General features: G+C 66.1%; 18 protein-coding genes and 1 riboswitch. Of the genes, 12 read left to right on the top strand and 6 right to left on the bottom strand.

What is annotated here, in order from left to right; translation table 11 throughout:
• The first annotated feature begins 21 nt into the window (after window positions 1-21).
• From ACU4IU_RS13695 to ACU4IU_RS13725, 7 genes are all read left to right on the top strand, one after another.
• Window positions 22-1,116 carry a substrate-binding domain-containing protein gene (locus ACU4IU_RS13695; RefSeq protein WP_446657044.1) on the top strand — a complete coding sequence of 365 codons (1,095 nt, stop codon included), beginning with the start codon at window positions 22-24 and terminating at the stop codon, window positions 1,114-1,116.
• 98 nt (window positions 1,117-1,214) lie between these two features.
• Window positions 1,215-2,039: an ATP-binding cassette domain-containing protein gene (locus tag ACU4IU_RS13700; protein ID WP_259357645.1), complete on the top strand. Its 825-nt coding sequence runs from the start codon at window positions 1,215-1,217 to the stop codon at window positions 2,037-2,039.
• Window positions 2,036-3,247: a sugar ABC transporter permease gene (locus tag ACU4IU_RS13705; RefSeq protein ID WP_139468402.1), complete on the top strand. Its 1,212-nt coding sequence runs from the start codon at window positions 2,036-2,038 to the stop codon at window positions 3,245-3,247. The genes ACU4IU_RS13700 and ACU4IU_RS13705 overlap by 4 nt, the downstream gene beginning before the upstream one ends.
• A gap of 151 nt (window positions 3,248-3,398) precedes the next feature.
• Window positions 3,399-3,532, top strand: a riboswitch (TPP riboswitch).
• A complete protein-coding gene (locus tag ACU4IU_RS13710) occupies window positions 3,520-4,449 on the top strand; it encodes a hydroxyethylthiazole kinase (protein WP_446657045.1) in 930 nt (309 codons plus the stop codon). It overlaps the preceding riboswitch by 13 nt.
• Complete coding sequence (thiE, locus tag ACU4IU_RS13715; protein ID WP_446657046.1) at window positions 4,446-5,204, top strand: thiamine phosphate synthase; 759 nt, start codon at window positions 4,446-4,448, stop codon at window positions 5,202-5,204. Before ACU4IU_RS13710 ends, thiE begins: the two co-directional genes overlap by 4 nt.
• Window positions 5,201-6,070, top strand: a complete 870-nt coding sequence (thiD, locus tag ACU4IU_RS13720; RefSeq protein WP_446657047.1) for a bifunctional hydroxymethylpyrimidine kinase/phosphomethylpyrimidine kinase — start codon at window positions 5,201-5,203, stop codon at window positions 6,068-6,070. The genes thiE and thiD overlap by 4 nt, the downstream gene beginning before the upstream one ends.
• 84 nt (window positions 6,071-6,154) lie before the next feature.
• Window positions 6,155-6,895: a TenA family protein gene (locus ACU4IU_RS13725; protein ID WP_446657048.1), complete on the top strand. Its 741-nt coding sequence runs from the start codon at window positions 6,155-6,157 to the stop codon at window positions 6,893-6,895.
• 85 nt (window positions 6,896-6,980) lie between these two features.
• Here ACU4IU_RS13725 and ACU4IU_RS13730 read toward each other — a convergent pair whose 3' ends face one another.
• The 5 genes from ACU4IU_RS13730 to nadA form a co-directional block, all read right to left on the bottom strand.
• A complete protein-coding gene (locus ACU4IU_RS13730) occupies window positions 6,981-7,196 on the bottom strand; it encodes a hypothetical protein (protein ID WP_139468407.1) in 216 nt (71 codons plus the stop codon).
• Between the two features lie 128 nt (window positions 7,197-7,324).
• Complete coding sequence (locus ACU4IU_RS13735; RefSeq protein ID WP_446657049.1) at window positions 7,325-8,578, bottom strand: cysteine desulfurase family protein; 1,254 nt, start codon at window positions 8,576-8,578, stop codon at window positions 7,325-7,327.
• 1 nt (window position 8,579) lies between these two features.
• Window positions 8,580-9,431: a carboxylating nicotinate-nucleotide diphosphorylase gene (nadC, locus tag ACU4IU_RS13740; RefSeq protein ID WP_446657050.1), complete on the bottom strand. Its 852-nt coding sequence runs from the start codon at window positions 9,429-9,431 to the stop codon at window positions 8,580-8,582.
• Window positions 9,425-11,056: an L-aspartate oxidase gene (gene nadB, locus ACU4IU_RS13745; RefSeq protein WP_446657051.1), complete on the bottom strand. Its 1,632-nt coding sequence runs from the start codon at window positions 11,054-11,056 to the stop codon at window positions 9,425-9,427. The genes nadC and nadB overlap by 7 nt, the downstream gene beginning before the upstream one ends.
• A complete protein-coding gene (nadA, locus tag ACU4IU_RS13750; RefSeq protein WP_446657052.1) occupies window positions 11,056-12,339 on the bottom strand; it encodes a quinolinate synthase NadA in 1,284 nt (427 codons plus the stop codon). The genes nadB and nadA overlap by 1 nt, the downstream gene beginning before the upstream one ends.
• 316 nt (window positions 12,340-12,655) lie before the next feature.
• Between nadA and panB the strand changes: the two genes are divergently transcribed.
• The 3 genes from panB to ACU4IU_RS13765 all read left to right on the top strand — a co-directional run bounded on the left by panB (window position 12,656) and on the right by ACU4IU_RS13765 (window position 16,159).
• On the top strand, window positions 12,656-13,636 hold the full coding sequence (gene panB / locus ACU4IU_RS13755) for a 3-methyl-2-oxobutanoate hydroxymethyltransferase (RefSeq protein WP_446657053.1): 981 nt from the start codon (window positions 12,656-12,658) through the stop codon (window positions 13,634-13,636).
• Complete coding sequence (panC, locus tag ACU4IU_RS13760; protein WP_446657054.1) at window positions 13,636-14,547, top strand: pantoate--beta-alanine ligase; 912 nt, start codon at window positions 13,636-13,638, stop codon at window positions 14,545-14,547. The genes panB and panC overlap by 1 nt, the downstream gene beginning before the upstream one ends.
• Window positions 14,548-14,758: 211 nt before the next feature.
• Window positions 14,759-16,159 (top strand): mechanosensitive ion channel, encoded by a 1,401-nt coding sequence (locus tag ACU4IU_RS13765; protein WP_446657055.1) that lies wholly within the window; start codon window positions 14,759-14,761, stop codon window positions 16,157-16,159.
• A gap of 91 nt (window positions 16,160-16,250) precedes the next feature.
• Here the strand turns inward: ACU4IU_RS13765 and ACU4IU_RS13770 are convergent, their stop codons facing one another.
• On the bottom strand, window positions 16,251-16,976 hold the full coding sequence (locus tag ACU4IU_RS13770) for a LysE family translocator (RefSeq protein WP_259357658.1): 726 nt from the start codon (window positions 16,974-16,976) through the stop codon (window positions 16,251-16,253).
• A gap of 190 nt (window positions 16,977-17,166) precedes the next feature.
• On the opposite strand from ACU4IU_RS13770, the gene ACU4IU_RS13775 reads away from it, so the two are divergent.
• Both ACU4IU_RS13775 and ACU4IU_RS13780 read left to right on the top strand, forming a co-directional pair.
• Complete coding sequence (locus ACU4IU_RS13775) at window positions 17,167-18,072, top strand: LysR family transcriptional regulator (RefSeq protein ID WP_446657056.1); 906 nt, start codon at window positions 17,167-17,169, stop codon at window positions 18,070-18,072.
• Window positions 18,073-18,207: 135 nt separating this feature from the next.
• Window positions 18,208-19,341, top strand: a complete 1,134-nt coding sequence (locus ACU4IU_RS13780) for a GuaB3 family IMP dehydrogenase-related protein (protein ID WP_139468415.1) — start codon at window positions 18,208-18,210, stop codon at window positions 19,339-19,341.
• The last annotated feature ends 54 nt before the right edge of the window (window positions 19,342-19,395 follow it).

Consider the following 19,395-nt stretch of genomic DNA (forward strand, 5'->3'; position numbering starts at 1 on the left):
AGAAAGATTGAAAGGTTCACAATGAGGCACAACCTTAAGTCCCACAAAAAGCTGGCGCTCCTCGGTGCCTCCGTCGCGATCGGCGCTCTTGCGCTCAGCGGCTGCGGCAATCAGAAGGGCCAGGGAAACGACGAGGCCGACAGCGGATCCGGCGGCGACGGGGACGTCACCATCGCGCTGCTGCTGCCCGAGTCGAAGACCACCCGGTACGAGTCGCTCGACAAGCCGAACTTCGAGAAATACCTCAAAGAAGCCAACCCAGAGGCGAAGGTCGAATACCGCAACGCCAATCAGGACGCGACTCAGCAGCAGCAACAGGTTGAGGCGGCCGTGACCGAAGGCGTCGACGCCATCGTCCTCGACCCCGTCGACGCTTCCGCAGTCTCATCCGCGCTGTCGAAAGCCGAAGCGAAGAAGATCCCGGTCATCTCCTACGACCGCTTCTTCGAAGGTGCGGATTACTACACCTCGTTCGACAACAAGAAGATCGGCAACCTGCAGGGCCAGGCCGTCCTCGACGGGCTCAAAGACGCCGGCGTCGACCCGAAATCGGGACCGGTCTGGATGGTCAATGGTGATCCGAAGGACCCGAACGCCGCGGACTTCAAGGCCGGCGCCGAAGAGACCCTCAAGGGCGCAGGCGTGGACATCGCCGCCAGCCACGACACCCTCGACTGGAACCCCGACGACGCCCGCCAGTGGGTCGAAGGTCAGCTGCAGGGCAAGGGCGAGAAGCCGATCGCGATCTACTCTGCCAACGACGGCACCGCCGGCGGCGTCATCGCCGCAACGAAGAAAGCCAAGGTCGAACCCGTCGTGACAGGTCAGGACGCCGAGGTCGACGGTCTGCAGAACATCCTCAAGGGTGACCAGTACGCCACGATCTACAAGTCGATCCCACCGCAGGCCGAGTTCGCCGCCAAAGCCGCCCTGGCCCTGGCCGCAGGCGAGGACGTCGACGCGGGCACGACCTACAAGGACACCCCCACGGACTTCGTCGAAGCCAAGGTCGTCACCACCGACACCATCAAAGATATCGTTGGTGACCAGATCAAGGCCGAGGACATCTGCACAGGCAAGGTGGAGAAGCTCTGTGCCGATGCCGGCGTGAAGTGAGCGCGTCCGCGTTCACAATCTGACGTGACCGACCTCGAGCCGGCGACCGCCACCGGTCGCCGGCTGCCGGGGTCAACGACTGCGACAAGTAGGAACAGATGACATCAGAGACACCCGACCCGGCAACTGAGGCGACGCGGACGCCGGGCAGCGACAGCGAGCCGGTGCTCGAACTGCGCGGAATCAACAAACGGTTCGGTGCAGTCCAAGCCCTGACCGACATCCATCTCAGCGTCGGTCGCGGCGAAGTCGTCGGCCTCGTCGGCGACAACGGCGCCGGCAAATCGACCCTGATCAAGGTCATCGCCGGAGTCCACGCCGCCGATGACGGCGAACTCATCATGAACGGGACGGCGCAGAGATTCTCCTCCCCGAAGGATGCACAGAAAGCCGGAGTGGCCACAGTGTTCCAGGATCTGTCCCTGTGCGAGAACCTCGACGTGGTGGCCAACCTGTTCCTCGGACATGAGAAGACCCGCGGCGGCGTCCTCGACGAAGTGACGATGGAAGCCAAATCCTGGGAGCTGCTGCGCAGCCTCTCGGCAAAGATCCCGAGCGTGCGCGTACCGATCGCGGCCCTGTCCGGCGGTCAACGTCAGACGGTCGCGATCGCCCGGTCCCTCCTCGGCGAACCATCCTTGGTCATGCTCGATGAACCGACGGCGGCACTCGGCGTCGCCCAGACGGCCGAAGTGCTCAACCTCATCGAACGGCTCAAAGAACGCGACCTCGGCGTGCTGCTCGTCAGCCACAATATGGCCGATGTGCAGGCGGTGTGCGACCGGGTGCACGTGCTGCGGCTGGGCAAGGACGCCGGTGATTTCCCCGGTGACGAGCGCACCGATGTGCTGGTCGCCGCGATCACCGGAGCCAGCGACAATGTCGTGACCAAACGCGCCGCACGGAGGGGTGAGCGTCGATGACCCGCAATTCCTTCATCACCGATGAGCGGATCTCCTCCGAAGGCGTGATCGGCACCTTCGTCCGCCGGGTCAAAGAGGGGCAGCTGGGGTCGTTCCCGGTCATCCTCGCACTCATCGTCATCGTCATCGTATTCCAGTCGGCCGACTCGAACTTCATCTCTCCGGCCAACCTAGTCAACCTCTCCACTCAGGTCGCGTTCCTCGCGATCCTGGCTCTCGGCATCAACCTCATCCTGCTCCTCGGCGAGATCGATCTGTCTCTGGCGCAATTGGGCGGTTTGGCCGCCTCGCTGCTCGGTGTCTTGGTGGTAAGGCAAGGTGTGCCGCCGGCCTTAGCGCTGGTCATCATGCTGCTGCTCGGCCTGGTCGTCGGCGCGATTCAAGGTTGGTTCTTCGCCGTCGTCGGCATCCCGGCGTTCGTCGTCACCTTGGCCGGTCTGCTCGCGTTCACCGGTCTGACTCTGACGACATTGGGCACGCAGAAGAACCTGTCGATGTCGGACACCTTCGCCTTCGACTTCGCCAGCTTCTACTTTCCTGCGATCTGGGCCTATATCTTCGGCGCCGTCGCGATCATCGGCTTCGGCGGCGGCATCATCTATTCGAAGCTGCGCCGCCACCGGGAGGGTCTCAGCGCTCCGAGCTGGACCTCTGTGATCGTGCGGATCGTGCTGCTGGCCGCGATCGTGTTCGGGTTCCTCATCCTCGTCAATCAGGACTTCGGTCTGGCGATGCCTTTCTTCCTCATGATCGTCATTGCGATCATCATCGACCTCGTGCTGCGCAAGACCCGCTACGGTCGTTCCATCTACGCCGTCGGCGGCAAGGTCGAAGCTGCACGGCGTGCCGGCATCCGCGTGACCTGGGTGCGCATCAGCGTGTTCATGGCAGCCGGAGTGCTGGCCGCATTGTTCGGCTTCATCAAGACCGGTGTGACGACAAATGCGGGATCGACGCTGGTGAGCACGCAGGACCTGCTCAATGCGATCGCTGCAGCTGTCATCGGCGGCACCTCGCTGTTCGGCGGACGCGGAACCGCCTGGGCAGCCGTGCTCGGTGCTCTGGTCGTCGGTGCGATCAACAACGGTCTCTACCTCATCGGCTTCAACTCCGATGCGCAGCAGATCATCACCGCACTCGTCCTGCTCACCGCCGTCGTCATCGACGCGCTCAGCCGCCGCGGTCAGAGGTACGTCGGGCGCGGGTAGCGGGGCGTGAAGCTCTCTCTGCCGACCGCTCGCCATAGCGTCGAGCGCGCAATGCATAGCTTGATACAGCGACGTTGAGTCGAGCGGTCGGTGCTGAGCATCCAAGCAGAGTATGGAGTCGCCCGTGTCCGACCGGGCTGATACAGTCGGAGCCAATGACATGGGGTGCCTCATGAGGATCCGTGCGCACCAAAGAGTTGCGCGCGGAGGACACCGAGGCTGAGAGAACACCCATCGAACCTGATCTGGGCCATACTAGCGAAGGGATCGTCATGGTTGACTTCGACCTGCGTTCTGCGAATGCGCGACTGCGCGCAAGCAATCCACTCATCCAGTGCATCACGAACACCGTCGTGCAGCAGTTCAGCGCCAACGTGCTCCTGGCCATCGGCGCCTCCCCGGCAATGCTCGACCACGAAGCAGACGCCGGTCAGTTCGCCGGGATCGCCAGCGGAATCCTCGTCAACTTCGGAACCGCCTCGAACCACCAGCTGCTCGCCGCCGATGCCGCCATCGACGTCGCCAACACCGCCGGAAAACCCTGGGTCCTCGACCCCGTGAGCGTCGGCGCCGTCGACTTCCGCACCTCCCGTATCCGCCGCGCCGCCGCCGATCACCCGACCGCCATCCGCGGCAACGCCTCCGAGATCGCGGCACTCGCCGGAGTCGGACTCGGCGGTCGTGGAGTTGACTCCACCGACGAAGTCGACGCCGTCCTTCCCGCCGCCGCGAAACTGGCCAGAGAAACCGGTGCCGTCGTCGCCGTCTCCGGACCAACCGATGCCGTCGTCGCCCACATCGACGGCACTGACCACGTCGCCCGCATCTCCGGCGGACATGAGTTCATGCCGCTCGTCATCGGCACCGGCTGCTCACTCGGTGCCGTTACCGTCGCCTACCTGGCCGCCGTCCGAGCCGGACTCGCCGACCCCGACGCCGACGTCTCAGCCGTCAACGCCACTGAGCAGTCCGCGAACGGTGGGGCCGCCTCGGCGAAGTTCGAAGCCGTCGTCGCCGCCCACGCCCACTTCGCGGTCGCCGGGGAACTCGCCGCCGGCGGTGCGAAGGGTCCGGGCAGCTACTCGGTGAACTTCCTCGACGCGCTCCACACCGTCGATGGTGACCGACTCGCACAGGCGAGAATCGGCCTCGACACGCTCACTTCTGCGAATGAAACCGCCGGCGAAGGCGTCCAGGCATGACCGCCGGATCCGCCCACATCGCTGACAACCCGGCTGACGACGGCGCGACCGTGAACGACCGAGACGGCGCGACCGACCGCTTCGCCGGAATCGACACGCGCCTCTACCTCGTCACCGACTCCGCGCAGTGCGAGGCCGCCGGCCGCAGCGTCGCCGAGACTGTGCAGGCCGCCGTCGCCGGGGGAGTGGGCATCGTCCAGGTCCGCGACAAAGACATCGACGATGCAGGCTTCTACTCGCTCACCCGCCAAGTCATCGCCGCCGTCGACGCCGCCACCCGCGACACCGACCGCACGGTCCCCGTCGTCCTCAACGACCGCGTCGAGGTGGCCCGCCGCCTCATCGACGAAGGCGAGAACGTGCACATCCACGTCGGCCAAACTGACACCACCGTCGCCGAGGTGCGCGCCGCCCTGGGTGCGGAACCGCTCATCGGTCTCTCGGCCGCGAACAGCGACGAATTCGTCGCCGCCCGAGACTCCGGAGTCGTCGACCTCGTCGGCATCGGACCGGTCTTTGACACCTCTACGAAAGCAGACGCCCCCGACGGCATTGGCCCGGACCGTCTCGGGGAACTGGTGGCAGAAGCGGGCATCCCCGCGGTCGCGATCGGCGGTATCAACGCCGATCGTGCCCCTGACCTGCAGGGACGTGGGCTGATCGGGATCTGCGTGGTCTCGGCGATCTGCATGGCCGACGATCCGAAGACGGCAGCAGAGGAGCTGCTCGACGCATACGCCGGGAGTGCACAGTGACAACCCGCCCGCCGATCACCCTGTCGATCGCCGGCACCGATCCCTCTGGCGGTGCCGGAATCCATGCCGACCTCAAGACCTTCACCGCGCGGAAGACCATGGGCACGACCGTCATCACCGCCCTGGTCGCGCAGAACACGCACGGTGTGTCCCGCGTCTATCCGATCGACGTCGATTTCGTCGCCGATCAATTCGACTCCGTGCTCGGCGACCTGCCCGTCGATGCGACGAAATCGGGGATGCTCGGCAGCCGTGACCTCGTCGAACTCGTCGTCGATCGCGCCGCCGAAGGCCGGCTCGGCTTCTATACCGTCGACCCGGTGATGATCGCGACCTCCGGCCACCGCCTCCTCGAGACCGATGCCGTCGAGGCCGTGCGCACCCACCTGTTGCCGGTCGCCGACCTCATCACCCCCAACCTCCCCGAGGCGGCCCTGCTGATCTCCGACGACGAACCCGAAGCGCAGACGACTGAAGCCATGCGTGACCAGGCTCGGCGCCTGCTCGAACGCGTGCCCGGAGCTGTCCTGCTCAAGGGCGGGCACGGCAGCGAGGACGAGGTCATCGACATCCTCGCCACCGCCGATGGCCAGGTCCGCGAGTTCACCCACCCCCGCGTGACGACGATGAACACGCACGGAACCGGGTGCACTCTGTCAGCCGCGATCACCGCCGAGGTGGCTGTCCTCGGCCGCGAACGCACAGAGATCGGGTCGGACATCCTCGGCGAGGCCGTCGGCAATGCCCTCGATTATCTTGCTCGCGCTCTCACCTCGGCTGCGGACTGGCAGCTGAGCCTGAATCCGGAGGGCGCCCACGGACCCGTCGACCACCAGGTCGACATCGTCCGCGGTCGACCCGCCTGACGTATCCATCCCGCCTGACCACCACCTCACGCGAACCGCCAACTCACTCGATCCACCACGTCACTCGAGCACAAAGGAGTTCCCATGACCGTCACCTTTACCGCCGGCCCATTGACCACCCAGCTGTGGGACCGTGTCCGCCCCATCGTCAAGCAGATCGAAGAGCTGCCGTTCCTCGCCCAGCTCGCCGACGGCAGCCTCGATCCGAAGGCCTTCGTCAACTACATCTCGCAGGACAGCCTCTACCTGAACGGATACGCCAAGGCCATGTCGTTCCTGGCCGCGAAGACCGTCGACCGTGACGAATCCCGGTTCTGGGCCGGATCCGCGGCCGAGGCGATCACCGTCGAAGAGGAGATGCACGGAGAGCTGCTCTCCGACGCCCGACTCGCCTCGGCGCTGGAAGAACTCACCGCGGAAGGCTCCCGTTTCAAGGCCTCCCCGACGACGCTGGGTTACGTGTCCTTCCTCGTCGCCACGGCCGCCAGCCGTTCCTACGGCGAAGGCGTCGCCTCAGTCCTGCCCTGCTTCTGGGTGTACGCGCATATGGGCAAGGTGCTTGTCGACCGGGCCGGGCAGATGGCCGACGACCACCCCTACCGCACCTGGGTGCAGACCTACGATTCACCAGACTTCGACGAATCGACCCGCCACGCCGTGCAGATCCTCGAACAGGAACTCGCTAAGGCCCCGAGCGAGGAAGCCGCCCGCATGCGCGCCGCCTTCGAGCAGGCCTGCGTCTTCGAACTCCACTTCTGGGCCTCGGCGCACGCCATGCAGAACTGGGACGTCTCCGTGTTCCTGCCCCAGGAAGTCACCGTCTGATTCCAGGGAGCATCGGATCCCCCTCGCCGAGTTGGCCCTGACCTTGAGTCGGCCACCTCGGTCGGCGGGCGGAAGCGTTCCCGCCTCAGGCGCGGGAGGCTCCATAAGGGTCATCCGGGTAGTGAGTGAGCGGACCGAACGATCCGAGAGCATGCCAACCGCGGCGCAGAGTCGTCCACAGAAGCACGTGATCGACCTCGATGAGGGGCACTCGGTCGTGCTTCGGGCAGGCGAACCGACCGATGAAGAACACAACGGTCGCAAACATCACTGCGATCATGAACAGAATCAAAAGATCCATGGCGGCCCCCTCACATCCTGATACGAATGCCTCTCTTTCAGTCTCGCCCCAAAATACAGAGAAAGATAGGGCTATCCCACCTGGTGAGCGTGAAGGTGATCAAAATCAACTCGGGTGTGAGACGCCGTTCATGCAAAGGACGAGGCGAGGCTCTCGGCAGCGCTGATGACGGCTCGGGCGGCCGCTCGTCCCTGGTCGGGGGTGATCGAGGACGGGAAGGTGAAGCGCACACTCGTCTGCGCGGCCTCGGGCGCGACCCCTAAGGCCGTGAGCACATGGGAGGGCTCATCGGAGCCGACCGCACAGGCGGAACCGCTCGAGGCCGTCACCCCGAGGCGTTCGAGCTCGAGCAGCACTGCCTCGCCGGAGGTGTTCGAGAAGCAGAACGACGCATGATTCGGAGTCCGAGTCGCCCGGCCGTCAGGGCCGGCCGTGCCCGCCGCGCCCGTCAGAAACGACCCGGGGACATGGCTGAGCACTGTGGAGATGAACTCATCGCGGATGGCTCGGACACGATCGGCGGCCTCATGCCGATCCGCCTCGGCGAGTTCGAGTGCCGTGGCGAACGCAACGGCCAAAGCCACGTTCTCCGTGCCCGATCGTCGGCCCGACTCCTGACCGCCGCCGTGGATGAGTGGTTCGACGGGGACGCGGGCGCGGATCGCGGCCACACCGATGCCCTTCGGCGCCCCGACCTTGTGCCCGGCCAGGCTGAGCGCATCGACGCCCAATCCGGTCAGCGGCAGCCACCCGGCCGCCTGCACGGCGTCAGTATGGAAGAGAGCACCGGCCTCATGGGCGATTCCGGCCAGGGTCGGAATGTCGGCAACGGTGCCGATCTCATTGTTCGCATATCCCACGCTCACGAGCACGGTGTTCGGGTGGATCGCCGCCGTGAGGGCTTCGGGGGTCACGGTCCCATCGGAGGTCGGGGCCACCTCGGTGACGGTGAATCCGTGGACGCGGGTCAGGAACTCCACCGAGGCGAGCACCGCTTCGTGTTCGATGGGGGAAGTGACGATATGTCGCCGAGGCGGCACCGCGGTCCCCGCCCGACCCTCGGGCTGAGCCCGATCTTGGGTGTGCGATCGACCCTGGGTCTGAGCCCGATCCTGAGTCCGAGCGCCGAGTGCCATGCCGATGATCGCGAGATTGTCCGCCTCGGTGCCGCCGCTGGTGAACGTGATGTCCGTGGCCCTCATTCCCAGCACCTTCGCCACGCGAGCACGGGCATCGGCGAGGGCTTCGGCGGGTCCGCGCCCGAATTCGTGGTGGCTCGACGGGTTGCCGAACGCCCCGGCCAGATACGGCCAAGCGGCTTCGAGGGCCTCCCTGCGCACGGGAGCCGCGGCCGCGGTGTCGAGGTAGAGGCGTCCGGTCATCTCAGGCCTCGAGGGAAAGGTCGAGACCGAGGTCGATCGCGCGGACGCTGTGGGTCAGCGCGCCCGAGGAGATGACGTCGACGCCGGTGGCGGCGATCTCCGGGATCGTCTCCAGGGAGACGTTGCCGCTGGCTTCGATGACGGCGCGGCCGCCCACGAGTTCTACGCCTTCGCGCAGCAGAGCCGGGGTGAAGTTGTCGAGCATGATGATATCGGCGCCGCCGTCGAGCACTGCGGGCACCTGGTCGAGCCGGTCGACTTCGACCTCGATCATCGTCGTATGCGGCAGACGGGCGCGGGCGGTGCGGATCGCCTCGGCGACGCTGAGTCCGGCACCGGTGAGCACGGCGAGGTGATTGTCCTTGGCCATGACCGCGTCGGAGAGGCCGAAACGGTGGTTGTGTCCGCCGCCGCAGACGACGGAGTGCTTCTCGAACGCGCGCAGCCCCGGAGTCGTCTTGCGGGTGTCGACGATGCGCGCCCGCCCGGCGGCGGCATCGACATAGGCGCGGGTCTGGGTGGCGATTCCGCTCATGCGCTGGCAGAAGTTCAACGCGATCCGTTCGGCCTGCAGCACCGCCCGAGCGGGACCGGCGACCGCGGCAAGCACCTGACCTGCGGTGAAAGCGTCTCCATCGGCGGCGGCGAGGTCGACCGTGACGCTCTGGTCGACGAGTGCGAAGGCACGGGCGAAGACCTCGATTCCGGCGAGCACCCCGTCTTCGCGGGCACGCAGCTCGGCCCTCGCCGAGGCGGTGGCGGGGATGAAGACCTCGCCGGTGATATCGCCCCAGGGAGCGTCTTCGTCAAGGGCTGTGCGCAGTGCGGAATCGATGGTTGAAGCGGTCAGCATGCGGAGGCCTCCTGAAGCAGAACGGTGGGCGGAGTGGCGGTGGACGGCGCGGTCGTCGACGGCGTGAGTGTCGTATCCGTGCGGGTATGCGCGCCGAGGCTGTGCTCGCGGGCCAGGGCATGCCGAGCCATATGTTCGGCGATGAGGGCGAGATTCGCGGTCTCGAGTGCGTCGGCGAGGGCCGCAGCTGGGGTGGTGGGGTGATCATCGGCGTTGTGGGCACGGTTGGCGGAGGTGCCGGCATTGCGGGTCCCGTCGTTGCGGGCACCGTCACCGAGGCGGTCGAGCAGGGTCCGTAGGCCCGTGGCGGTGCGCTCCACGCCGAGATGAGCCCAGGTCAGGTCCTGCAGCTCGGTTCGTGTCAGTGCCGTCTGGTGGAGTGAACGGGACTGGGGGAGTGGGAGTTCATGGTCTCTGTTGACCGGCAGTGCGTCGATCGCCGCGGCGGCGCGGGCGGCGAAGACCGCGCCTTCGAGCAGAGAGTTCGAGGCCAACCGATTGGCTCCGTGCACTCCGGTGCACGCGACCTCGCCGATGGCGAAGACTCCGTGGATGCTCGTGCGACCATCGCGATCCGTGGTCACCCCGCCCATGAAGTAGTGGGCGGCGGGAGTGATGGGGATGAGGTCCCGGGACAGATCGAGACCGTGAGCGGCCAGACCGGCGGTGATGCTCGGGAACGTCGCCTGCACATCCGGGACGGCCCGCGCATCGAGGAAGCACGGGCGTCCGTCCTGAGCCGCCTGGCGACGGTGCAGGGCGAGTGCGACGACATCACGAGAAGCGAGCTCGGCGCGATCATCGATGTCAGTCATGAACCGGTGGCCGTGCTCGTCGAGGATGAGAGCGCCGGCCCCGCGGACGGCCTCGGAGATGAGGAAACCGGGACCTGGAAGGGCGGTGGGGTGGAACTGGAAGAACTCGAGATCGGAGACCTTAGCACCGGCGCGAATGGCAGCGGCCAAACCGTCTCCGGTGGCAGCTGCCGGGTTCGTCGTGTGTGCGAAGAGCTGCCCGACACCGCCGGTGGCCAGCACGATCGCATCAGCAACCAGGGCCGCGACGCGGCCTTCGCGGAGCACGGTGACTCCGGTGGCTGTGGCGACTCCGGTGGCTCGACCCTGTCGGCGCTCGTGGGCGTCGGTGGTGAGGATGTCGACGAGCATCGTGTCCTCGAGGAGGGTGATTCGCCCTGCGGCGACTTCGGTGCGCAGCTTCTGCGCCAGGGCGGTGCTGATCGCCCGACCGGTCTCATCACCTCCGGAATGGAAGATGCGCGGATAGGAATGCGCCCCTTCTATACCCCTGGCCCAGGCTCCGGTCGGATCGGTGTCGAAGTCCACCCCCGCCTCGGCGAGCGAGACGATCGCGTCCCCACCGGCTTCGCACAGGAAGCGCACGGCCTCCGGATCACAGTGCCCGGCGCCGGCCGTGAGCGTATCGGCGATATGGGAATCGACCGTGTCGTCGGGTCCGATGACACCGGCGATGCCGCCCTGCGCCCACTCGGTGTTCGACTCGCCGAGGCGGCCCTTCGTCACGAGCGTGACCGTGTGGCGGCCGGACAGGTGCAGTGCCGCGGTCAGCCCCGCGATCCCGGAGCCTGCGACGATGACGCGGCTCATCAGATCCGCGGCTTCGCGGCGAGCATCCGCTCCAGGGACACACGGGCAGGTTCGACCACCTCGGCGTCGACGGAGATCTGATTGACGACCTGTCCGTCGATGAGCGATTCGAGGACCCAGGCGATATAGCCGGGGTGGATGCGGTACATCGTCGAGCACGGGCAGATGACGGGGTCGAGGCAGAAGATCTCGTGCTGAGGGTGTTCGGCGGCCAGCCGCTGGACCAGGTTGATCTCGGTGCCGATGGCGAACGTCGTCGGTTCGGTCGCCTGTTCGATGGCCTTCGTGATGTACGCGGTCGATCCGGCCTCATCGGCGGCCTCGACGGTCTCACGCGGGCATTCGGGGTGAACGATCACGCGCACGTCCGGGTGCTCAGTGCGGGCCTTGTCGATCTGGGCGGGGGTGAAGCGTTTGTGCACGGAGCAGAATCCCTGCCACAAGATGACCCGAGCCTCACGCAGCGTCTGCTCGTCGTTGTTGCCCATTGGCCTGGCGGGGTTCCACAGCGGTATCTCGTCCAGACCGATGCCCATGTTCACCGCGGTGTTGCGGCCCAGGTGCTGCTCGGGGAAGAACAGGACCCGCTGCCCGCGTTCGAACGCCCATTCCAGAACCACCTCGGCGTTCGACGAGGTGCACACGATTCCGCCGTTGCGGCCGCAGAAGCCCTTGATCGCGGCCGAGGAGTTCATGTAGGTGACGGGGATGACCGGGACGCGACCGTCGGCATCGGCTTCGGTGCCGAAGACCTCGGCGAGCTGCTCCCAGCAGTCCTCGACCTGGTCGATGCTGGCCATATCGGCCATCGAACAGCCTGCGGCGAGGTTGGGCAGGATGACCGACTGCTCCGGCTTCGACAGCAGGTCGGCGGTCTCGGCCATGAAGTGGACGCCGCAGAAGACGATGGCCTTGGCCTCCGGATGGTTCTGGGCGGCCTGGGCGAGCATGAACGAGTCGCCGATGTAGTCGGCGTGTTCGACGACCTCGACTCGCTGGTAGTGGTGGCCGAGCATGACGACACGATCGCCGAGGGCGGCCTTGGCGGCACGGATGCGGGCATCGAGCTCCTCAGGCGCGGCCTGCTTGTACTCCTCGGGGATATCGCCCTGACGTGGGGCGGCGACCGGAATCGGGTCGGCCATCGAGGAACCGGGACCGTAGCCGGGACGTTCGTCGACATCCCACGGGGCATCGAGCAGGTCCGTCGAGCACATTTCGTCGTTCGCTCCCGAGGCAGAGATGTCCTTGAGGGTGAGTTCGATCGAAGCTGTTGTGGTCATCATCGTCCTTCGCTCGGTGGGCGGGACCCGTGCCTGAAGTGCCTCGCACGTGGTGAGAGCCGCCCGAAATCTTTTGCGCAATTGTGCGTTTATTTCTTTGCGCAGATTTGAGCTTAATCCTGTCGGCGGGCGATGTACAACTCGCCGGCGATGGCTCTGCGCCGGGGGATGCAATAGGCTGTGGTCTGGCTCGCAATCCGAGTCGATGCGCACTGCGGTGGGCGCCCCCGTGAGAGTCACCGAGGCTTCGGACCGAAGCGTCGGTCTCGCCCCGCCCGCGCCGGCACCGACGACATCGCATATCTGAAGGATTCTCATGCCCGAAGCGGCACACTCGAACCAGTTCACCTCCACCACCGGCATCGCGGGCAACGCTGCTGCCGGTGACAATGCCCCGGCCGGCCTCGGCGCCCCGGCCAGCCCCGACGCGACGGCAGGGGCCGCCTCGGCGGAACAACCAGCCCCGTACGGCGGTCCGGTGTCCGCACCGGCAGCGCCGCCTCGGCGAATCCGGACCCTCGATCTCATCAAGGCCAAGGCCGAAGGCCGGCGGTGGGCGATGCTGACCAGCTACGACCAGTACACGGCGGCCCTGTTCGAGCAGGCCGGTGTCGAGGCCCTGCTCATCGGCGATTCGGCGGCGAACAATGTCTATGGCCACACGACGACCCTGCCGGTCACCGTCGACGAACTCATCCCGCTGGCCAGAGCAGTCGCCTCGTCGACGAGCCGGGCGCTCATCGTCGCCGACCTTCCATTCGGCAGCTACGAGATCTCCGATGAACAGGCCGTGGCCACGGCCGTGCGGTTCATGAAGGAAGCCGGAGTCCACGCGGTCAAACTCGAGGGCGGGGCGCGGATGGCCTCGCGGATCAAGGCGATCACGACGGCGGGGATCCCGGTCATGGCGCACATCGGCTTCACCCCGCAGGCCGAGCACAACCTCGGCGGCTACAAGGTCCAGGGCCGCGGCGACGCAGGCAGCGCCCTGCTCGACGATGCCCGCGCCGTGGCCAAAGCCGGAGCCTTCTCCGTGGTCATGGAGATGGTGCCCTCCGGGCTGGCCGGCCAGGTCACATCCGAACTGACGATCCCCACCGTCGGGATCGGCGCCGGTGCGGACTGCGACGCCCAGATCCTCGTATGGCAGGACATGGCGGGCCTGCGCACGGGGAAGGCCCCGCGCTTCGTCAAGCGCTACGCAGACCTGCATTCCGTGCTCACCGAGGCAGTCGGCACCTATGTCGACGAAGTGAAGTCCGGGGTCTTCCCCGAGCCCGAGAGGAGCTTCGACTGATGGAGGTCGGCGGCATCCAGGCACTGCGCCGGTGGCGGGCCGAGCAGTCGGGCCGCATCGGTCTCGTCCCGACGATGGGCGCCCTGCACTCCGGGCATCAGGCACTCATGACACGTGCACGCGCAGAGTCCGAACTCGTCGTGGCCTCGATCTTCGTCAATCCGCTTCAATTCGGTGCCGACGAGGACTTCGTCCAGTACCCGCGGCCGATCGAAAAGGATCTGAGGAAGTGTGAAGAGGTCGGAGTCGACTTCGTCTTCGCCCCGGCGCTGGCCGAGATGTACCCGTCCGCACCCGAAGTGCGGGTCGTCGCCGGGCGCATGGGGGCCGTGTTCGAAGGCGCGGCCAGGCCCGGGCACTTCGACGGCGTGCTCACCGTCGTGGCGAAGCTCTTCACCCTCATCGCCCCCGACGTCACGGTATTCGGGCTCAAGGACATCCAACAGTTCGTCCTGGTCAAACGCATGATCGCCGACCTCAACTTCGATATCGAACTCATCGGCCTACCCGTCGTCCGGGACGCCGACGGGCTGGCCATGTCGAGCCGCAACTCCTACCTGGCGCCGGACGACCGTGCCCGTGCTCTGGCGATTCCACGGGCTCTCACCGCCGCCTCCGAGGTGGCCGAGCGAGGCCGTGGGGCGGCGGAGTCCGGCGCCGGTGGCGGTTCTGGCTCTGGGGCCGGCACCAGTGGTATCTCTGCTGGCTTGCCCGCTGCCGTCGAGGCGGCCGCGCTCGCCGAGCTGGAGCCGGCTGCTGAACGTGGGGATCTCGAGATCGTCTACTGCAGTCTCGTCGAGGCCGCGACCCTGCGGCCGTGCCCGCCGGCCTTCACGGGACCGGCTCTGCTGCTCGTCTCCGCGACGGTCGGTGGGACTCACCTCATCGACAATCTGCCGCTGGAATTCTGACGCGATATGCAATTGTGATAAGTTTGTGAAGATTCTGTTGAGCGATCGACATATGCATATGTAACCGACCGAGATCCATCGACAACTGTGGTTTGAATTAACGGCTATCAGTCGCTGGACCCTTGTTCTCAGTGTTCGCTGAGAATAGACTCAAAATCAGCAAGAGAAAATGAAACTTGCCGATTCGCTGAGTTCGAAGCAGATAAGCGACATGCAAGATCTGGATATCTGGTCGGTCCTGACGAAAGTCGGACTGGCAATCGTCATTCTCATTGTCACCTGGATTCTCGCCGCCATCGTCAAATGGGCGATCGGCAAACTCGTCACCAAGGTTCCCGCACTTCAACGCGACGGAAGCAATGGTCAGCAGATCGGAAAGTCGGTCGGGCAGATCGCCGGTCTCGTCATCTGGCTGCTCGGACTCATCGCCGTGCTCCAGCTGTTCAACCTCGATCAGGTGCTGACTCCGCTGCAGGGCCTGCTCGATGGAATCTTCGGATTCCTGCCCAATATCATCGGCGCGGGATTCATCTTCTTCATCGGCTATGTCTTCGCGAAGATCGCCAAACAGCTCGTCCAGACCGCCCTCAACGCTGTGGATCTGACGAAGCTGACGTCGAAGTTCCGCTCGCTCGGCGACAAAGCCACCGGAGTGGCCGAGGGTGCCGGAAATGCTCAACCGCATCCCGACGCCACTCAGCAGTACGCCGCACAGGGTCAGCAGGGCATGCCGCCGCAGGGGCAGCAGGGTATGCCGCCGCAGGGCGGACACCCCGGTCATGCACCGAACCCGAACGCGGAGGCGAACGCGAAGATCTCGAACCTCATCGGCAACCTGGTGTTCGGAATCATCATCATCGTCGTTGCGATCTCGGCGCTGCAGGTCCTCGGCATCAAGGCGATCTCGGAGCCTGCCCAGCAGATGTTACAGATCTTCCTCAACGCGATCCCGCTCATCATCGCCGCCGGCATCCTGCTGGCCATCGGCTTCGTCATCGCCAAGTTCCTCGGCAATCTGCTCGAACAGATCCTCCAGGGCATCGGCACCGACAAAGCCATCAACGAGATCGGGATCGTGCCCGAAGGCACCAGCGCCTCCAACGTGATCACCCGTCTCGTGCAGGTGGCGATCATGATCTTCTTCGCGATCATGGCCGCCCGGATGCTCGGATTCCCCGAGATCACGAACATCCTCAACGAGATCCTCGACCTCGGCGGCAGCGTGCTCTTCGGCGCTGCGATCATCGCCGCAGGATTCCTCATCGCCGCGATCATCGGCAAGTTCATCACGAACAACCTCGCCAGCAAGGTGCTGCGCTACTCGGCGATCGCCCTGTTCATCGCCATGGGCCTGCGCTACATGGGCCTGGCCGATTCGATCATCAACCTCGCCTTCGGAGCCGTCGTCATCGGCGGTGCCGCAGCGGCCGCTCTGGCCTTCGGCCTCGGCGGACGTGAGGCGGCCGCGAAGATGCTCGACAAGGTCGACCTTGCCGAGGCGGCCGAAAAGACGAACCCGGACGCCGTGGACAGCGGCGCACCGGGGACCGGAACGCGCACTGACGGAGGTGGCAGCGGGAACGGGGGAGCCTCCTCGGCGAATGAGAGCTGAGTGAGGGTCTGCCCACCGAACCGAAAGGGGCGGGGCACCGAGGATCGACCTCGGTGCCCCGCCCTTATCTTGTTTTCCGGGCAACCGCGGCTCAGATGGGGATCGCGATGACGGCGATGCCGATGATGAGCAGGATGAGCGTGGAGGCGGCTTCGATGAAGAAGTCGGCGCTGCGGTGGGCCATCGCCGATGCCGCGAGACTGGCCAGGCATGCGAGGACGAGCTGGTACGACAGAAGCACGCCGAGGATCAGGGCGACGAGCACGGTGTAGTCGATGCCGGTCGGGGAAGCAGGGACGAGGGTCGGCAGGATCGCGAGGAAGAACAGGCCGACCTTCGGGTTGGACAGCGACGAGATGATGCCGCGGCGATACGACACGAACGAGCGCAAGTGGCCCCACGAGGTCGACTCCATGACGTGAGCGATCTCGGTCACGGGCCCGTCGGGGGAGTCGGGGGCGGTCGATGGGGTGGGGGTGGCATTCGCGGTGGGGCGGTCGGTCGCCTCGGCGGCCTTCAGCTCCCGGCGCAGGCGAAGCGCCTGCCGACCGGCGAGGACGCCGAGGAGACACAGATAGAGGCCGCCGCCGATCTTGAGCACCTGCACGGCAGCCGGATAGAGGGTCAGCAGTGCGGAGACGCCGGTGAGCGCGAGGGCCATCCAGATCACGGTGCCCGTGGCCGTGCCGAGCGCATAGACGAGTCCGGCCTTGCGGCGCAGCGAGGACAGGCGGATCGTCAGGATCGTCTCGGGTCCGGGGGTAACGGCAAGCGCGGCCGCTGCTCCGGTGATGGTGAGGATCTCGGGTCCGGTCACGGCAATCCTTCGGGGGTGATGGGAATGGTCAGCGGGGATGGTGCACGGGTGTCTCGGGGCATCGTTCGATGGCATCGGGAACGAACACCATTCTGCCGGAACCGATCAATCGGGAAAAGCAATTGATCACGAATGATCATCAGGCAGTGCCTAATGATTTATCCGGCGTTCGGCGGCTACTCTTGGAGGTATGTGGGATCTCAATCGTCTGCGGGTGTGGCGGGCCGTCGCGGCCACCGGTTCCGTGGTCGACGCGGCGAAGAACCTCAACTACACACCGGCGACCGTCAGTCAGCACATCACCACGCTGCAGAAGGCCGTCGGGGCGCCGCTCTACCGGCGGTCGGGGCGCGGCATCGAGGTCACCGAGCTCGGCCGGCGTCTGGCCGATGATTCGGCGGAGGTCTTCACTGCGGTCGGCCGCCTCGACGATCTGGTCGAAGGCTTCCGCAGCGTCAGCAGGCCCCGGCTGCGGATCGCGGCGTTCACTTCATTCAATGCGCGCCTGCTGCCGGGCATCATCGATGCTGTGGCCCTGGAGCATCCGGATCTGCGTTTCGACATCCAGCTCAACGAACCGGCGAAGAACCGCCGCGGGCACTGCCTCATCGAGATCCGCGCCGAGGCTCCGCAGGACGGGGAGAACCATCTGCCGGAGATGACGCGCATCCCGCTCTTCGACGACGACTATCGGGTGGTCGTCCCCGAGGGGCACCGATTCGCAGGCCGTGAGTCCGTGCCGTTCATCGACCTCGAGGACGAGCACTGGGTCGACTACGACATGTGGGCCGGACCCTCGAGCAAGGTCGTCGACCATGCGTGCGCCGCGGCCGGATTCGAACGTAGAAGCTTCGCCGCCTGCGAGGACGACTTCGCGGCATTGGCCCTCATCGCCTCAAACATGGGCATCACGGTCCTCCCACGGCTCTCGACTCTGCAGCTGCCGCCCGGCCTCGTCGCCGTCGACCTCACCGACCCCGTCCCGATGCGCCGGGTCGTCATGCACATCCGCGACAAAGACGCGCACTTACCCCACGTCCGCGCCTTCGCCACAGCCACGTCGAAAGCGGTCGAGTCCCACCTCGCCACTCCCTAGTTGCTACCCGACGGCGGCCCAGCAACCTGGCGCCAGGTTGCTGGGCCGCCGTCGGGTAGTCCTGGGAGGGGAGATGCGCTGTTCCTCATAGTGGGCTGAGACGTTGCGCCAAGAGTGGTGGGATAGGCTGTTGGGGTGAGTTCTGAAATCGAAATCGGAAGAGGCAAGCGCGGCCGTCGCGCCTATTCGCTCGACGACATCGCCATCGTCCCCGCTCGGCGCACCCGTGACCCCGAAGACGTGTCCCTGAACTGGCAGATCGACGCCTACCAGTTCGAGCTGCCCTTCATCGGCGCCCCCATGGACTCGGCCATGTCCCCGGAGACCGTCATCGCGCTCGGCCGATTCGGCGGACTCGGCGTTCTCGACCTCGAAGGTCTGTGGACCCGGTACGAGGACCCCACCCCGCAGCTGGCTGAAATCGCCCAGCTGCCGGCCGAGATGGCGACCTCCCGGATGCAGGAGCTCTACTCCGCACCCATCCAAGCCGAACTCATCACCGCTCGCCTCGAGCAGATCCGCGAAGCCGGAGTCACCGTCGCTGGTGCTCTGACCCCGCAGCGGACCCAGGAGTTCTACAAGACGGTCGTCGACGCCGGAGTCGACATCTTCGTCATCCGCGGCACCACGGTCTCGGCCGAGCACGTCTCGACCCACACCGAACCGCTCAACCTCAAGCAGTTCATCTACGAACTCGATGTGCCCGTCATCGTCGGCGGAGCCGCCACCTACACCGCTGCCCTGCACCTCATGCGCACCGGTGCCGCCGGCGTCCTCGTCGGCTTCGGCGGGGGAGCGGCAGCCACGACCCGCAAGACTCTGGGCATCCACGCGCCGATGGCCACGGCCGTCGCCGACGTCCACGCCGCCCGGCGGGACTATATGGACGAATCCGGCGGCCGCTACGTCCATGTCATCGCCGATGGCGGACTCGGCACCAGCGGCGACATCGTCAAGGCCTTCGGGGTCGGCGCCGATGCCGTCATGCTCGGCACCGCCCTGGCCCGGTCGACCGAAGCACCCGGCCGCGGAATGCACTGGGGCGCCGAAGCTCATCACCCGGATCTGCCACGCGGACACCGTGTGGAACTCGGCACCGTCGGCAGCCTCGAGCAGGTGCTCTTCGGCCCCGGCCGCACCGCAATCGGCGAACTCAACCTCGCCGGCGCCCTGCGTCGGGCACTGGCCACCACGGGTTACCTCGACCTCAAGGAATTCCAACGCGTCGACGTCACCGTCTCGCCCTACCAGACTGGTTCGGTGGTCTGAACTGTTCCGCCTGGCACTGACTCCCAAATGGCTGGGGTCCCTGCTCCTCGTCCT

This window comes from Brevibacterium sp. CSND-B09, from assembly GCF_052906525.1.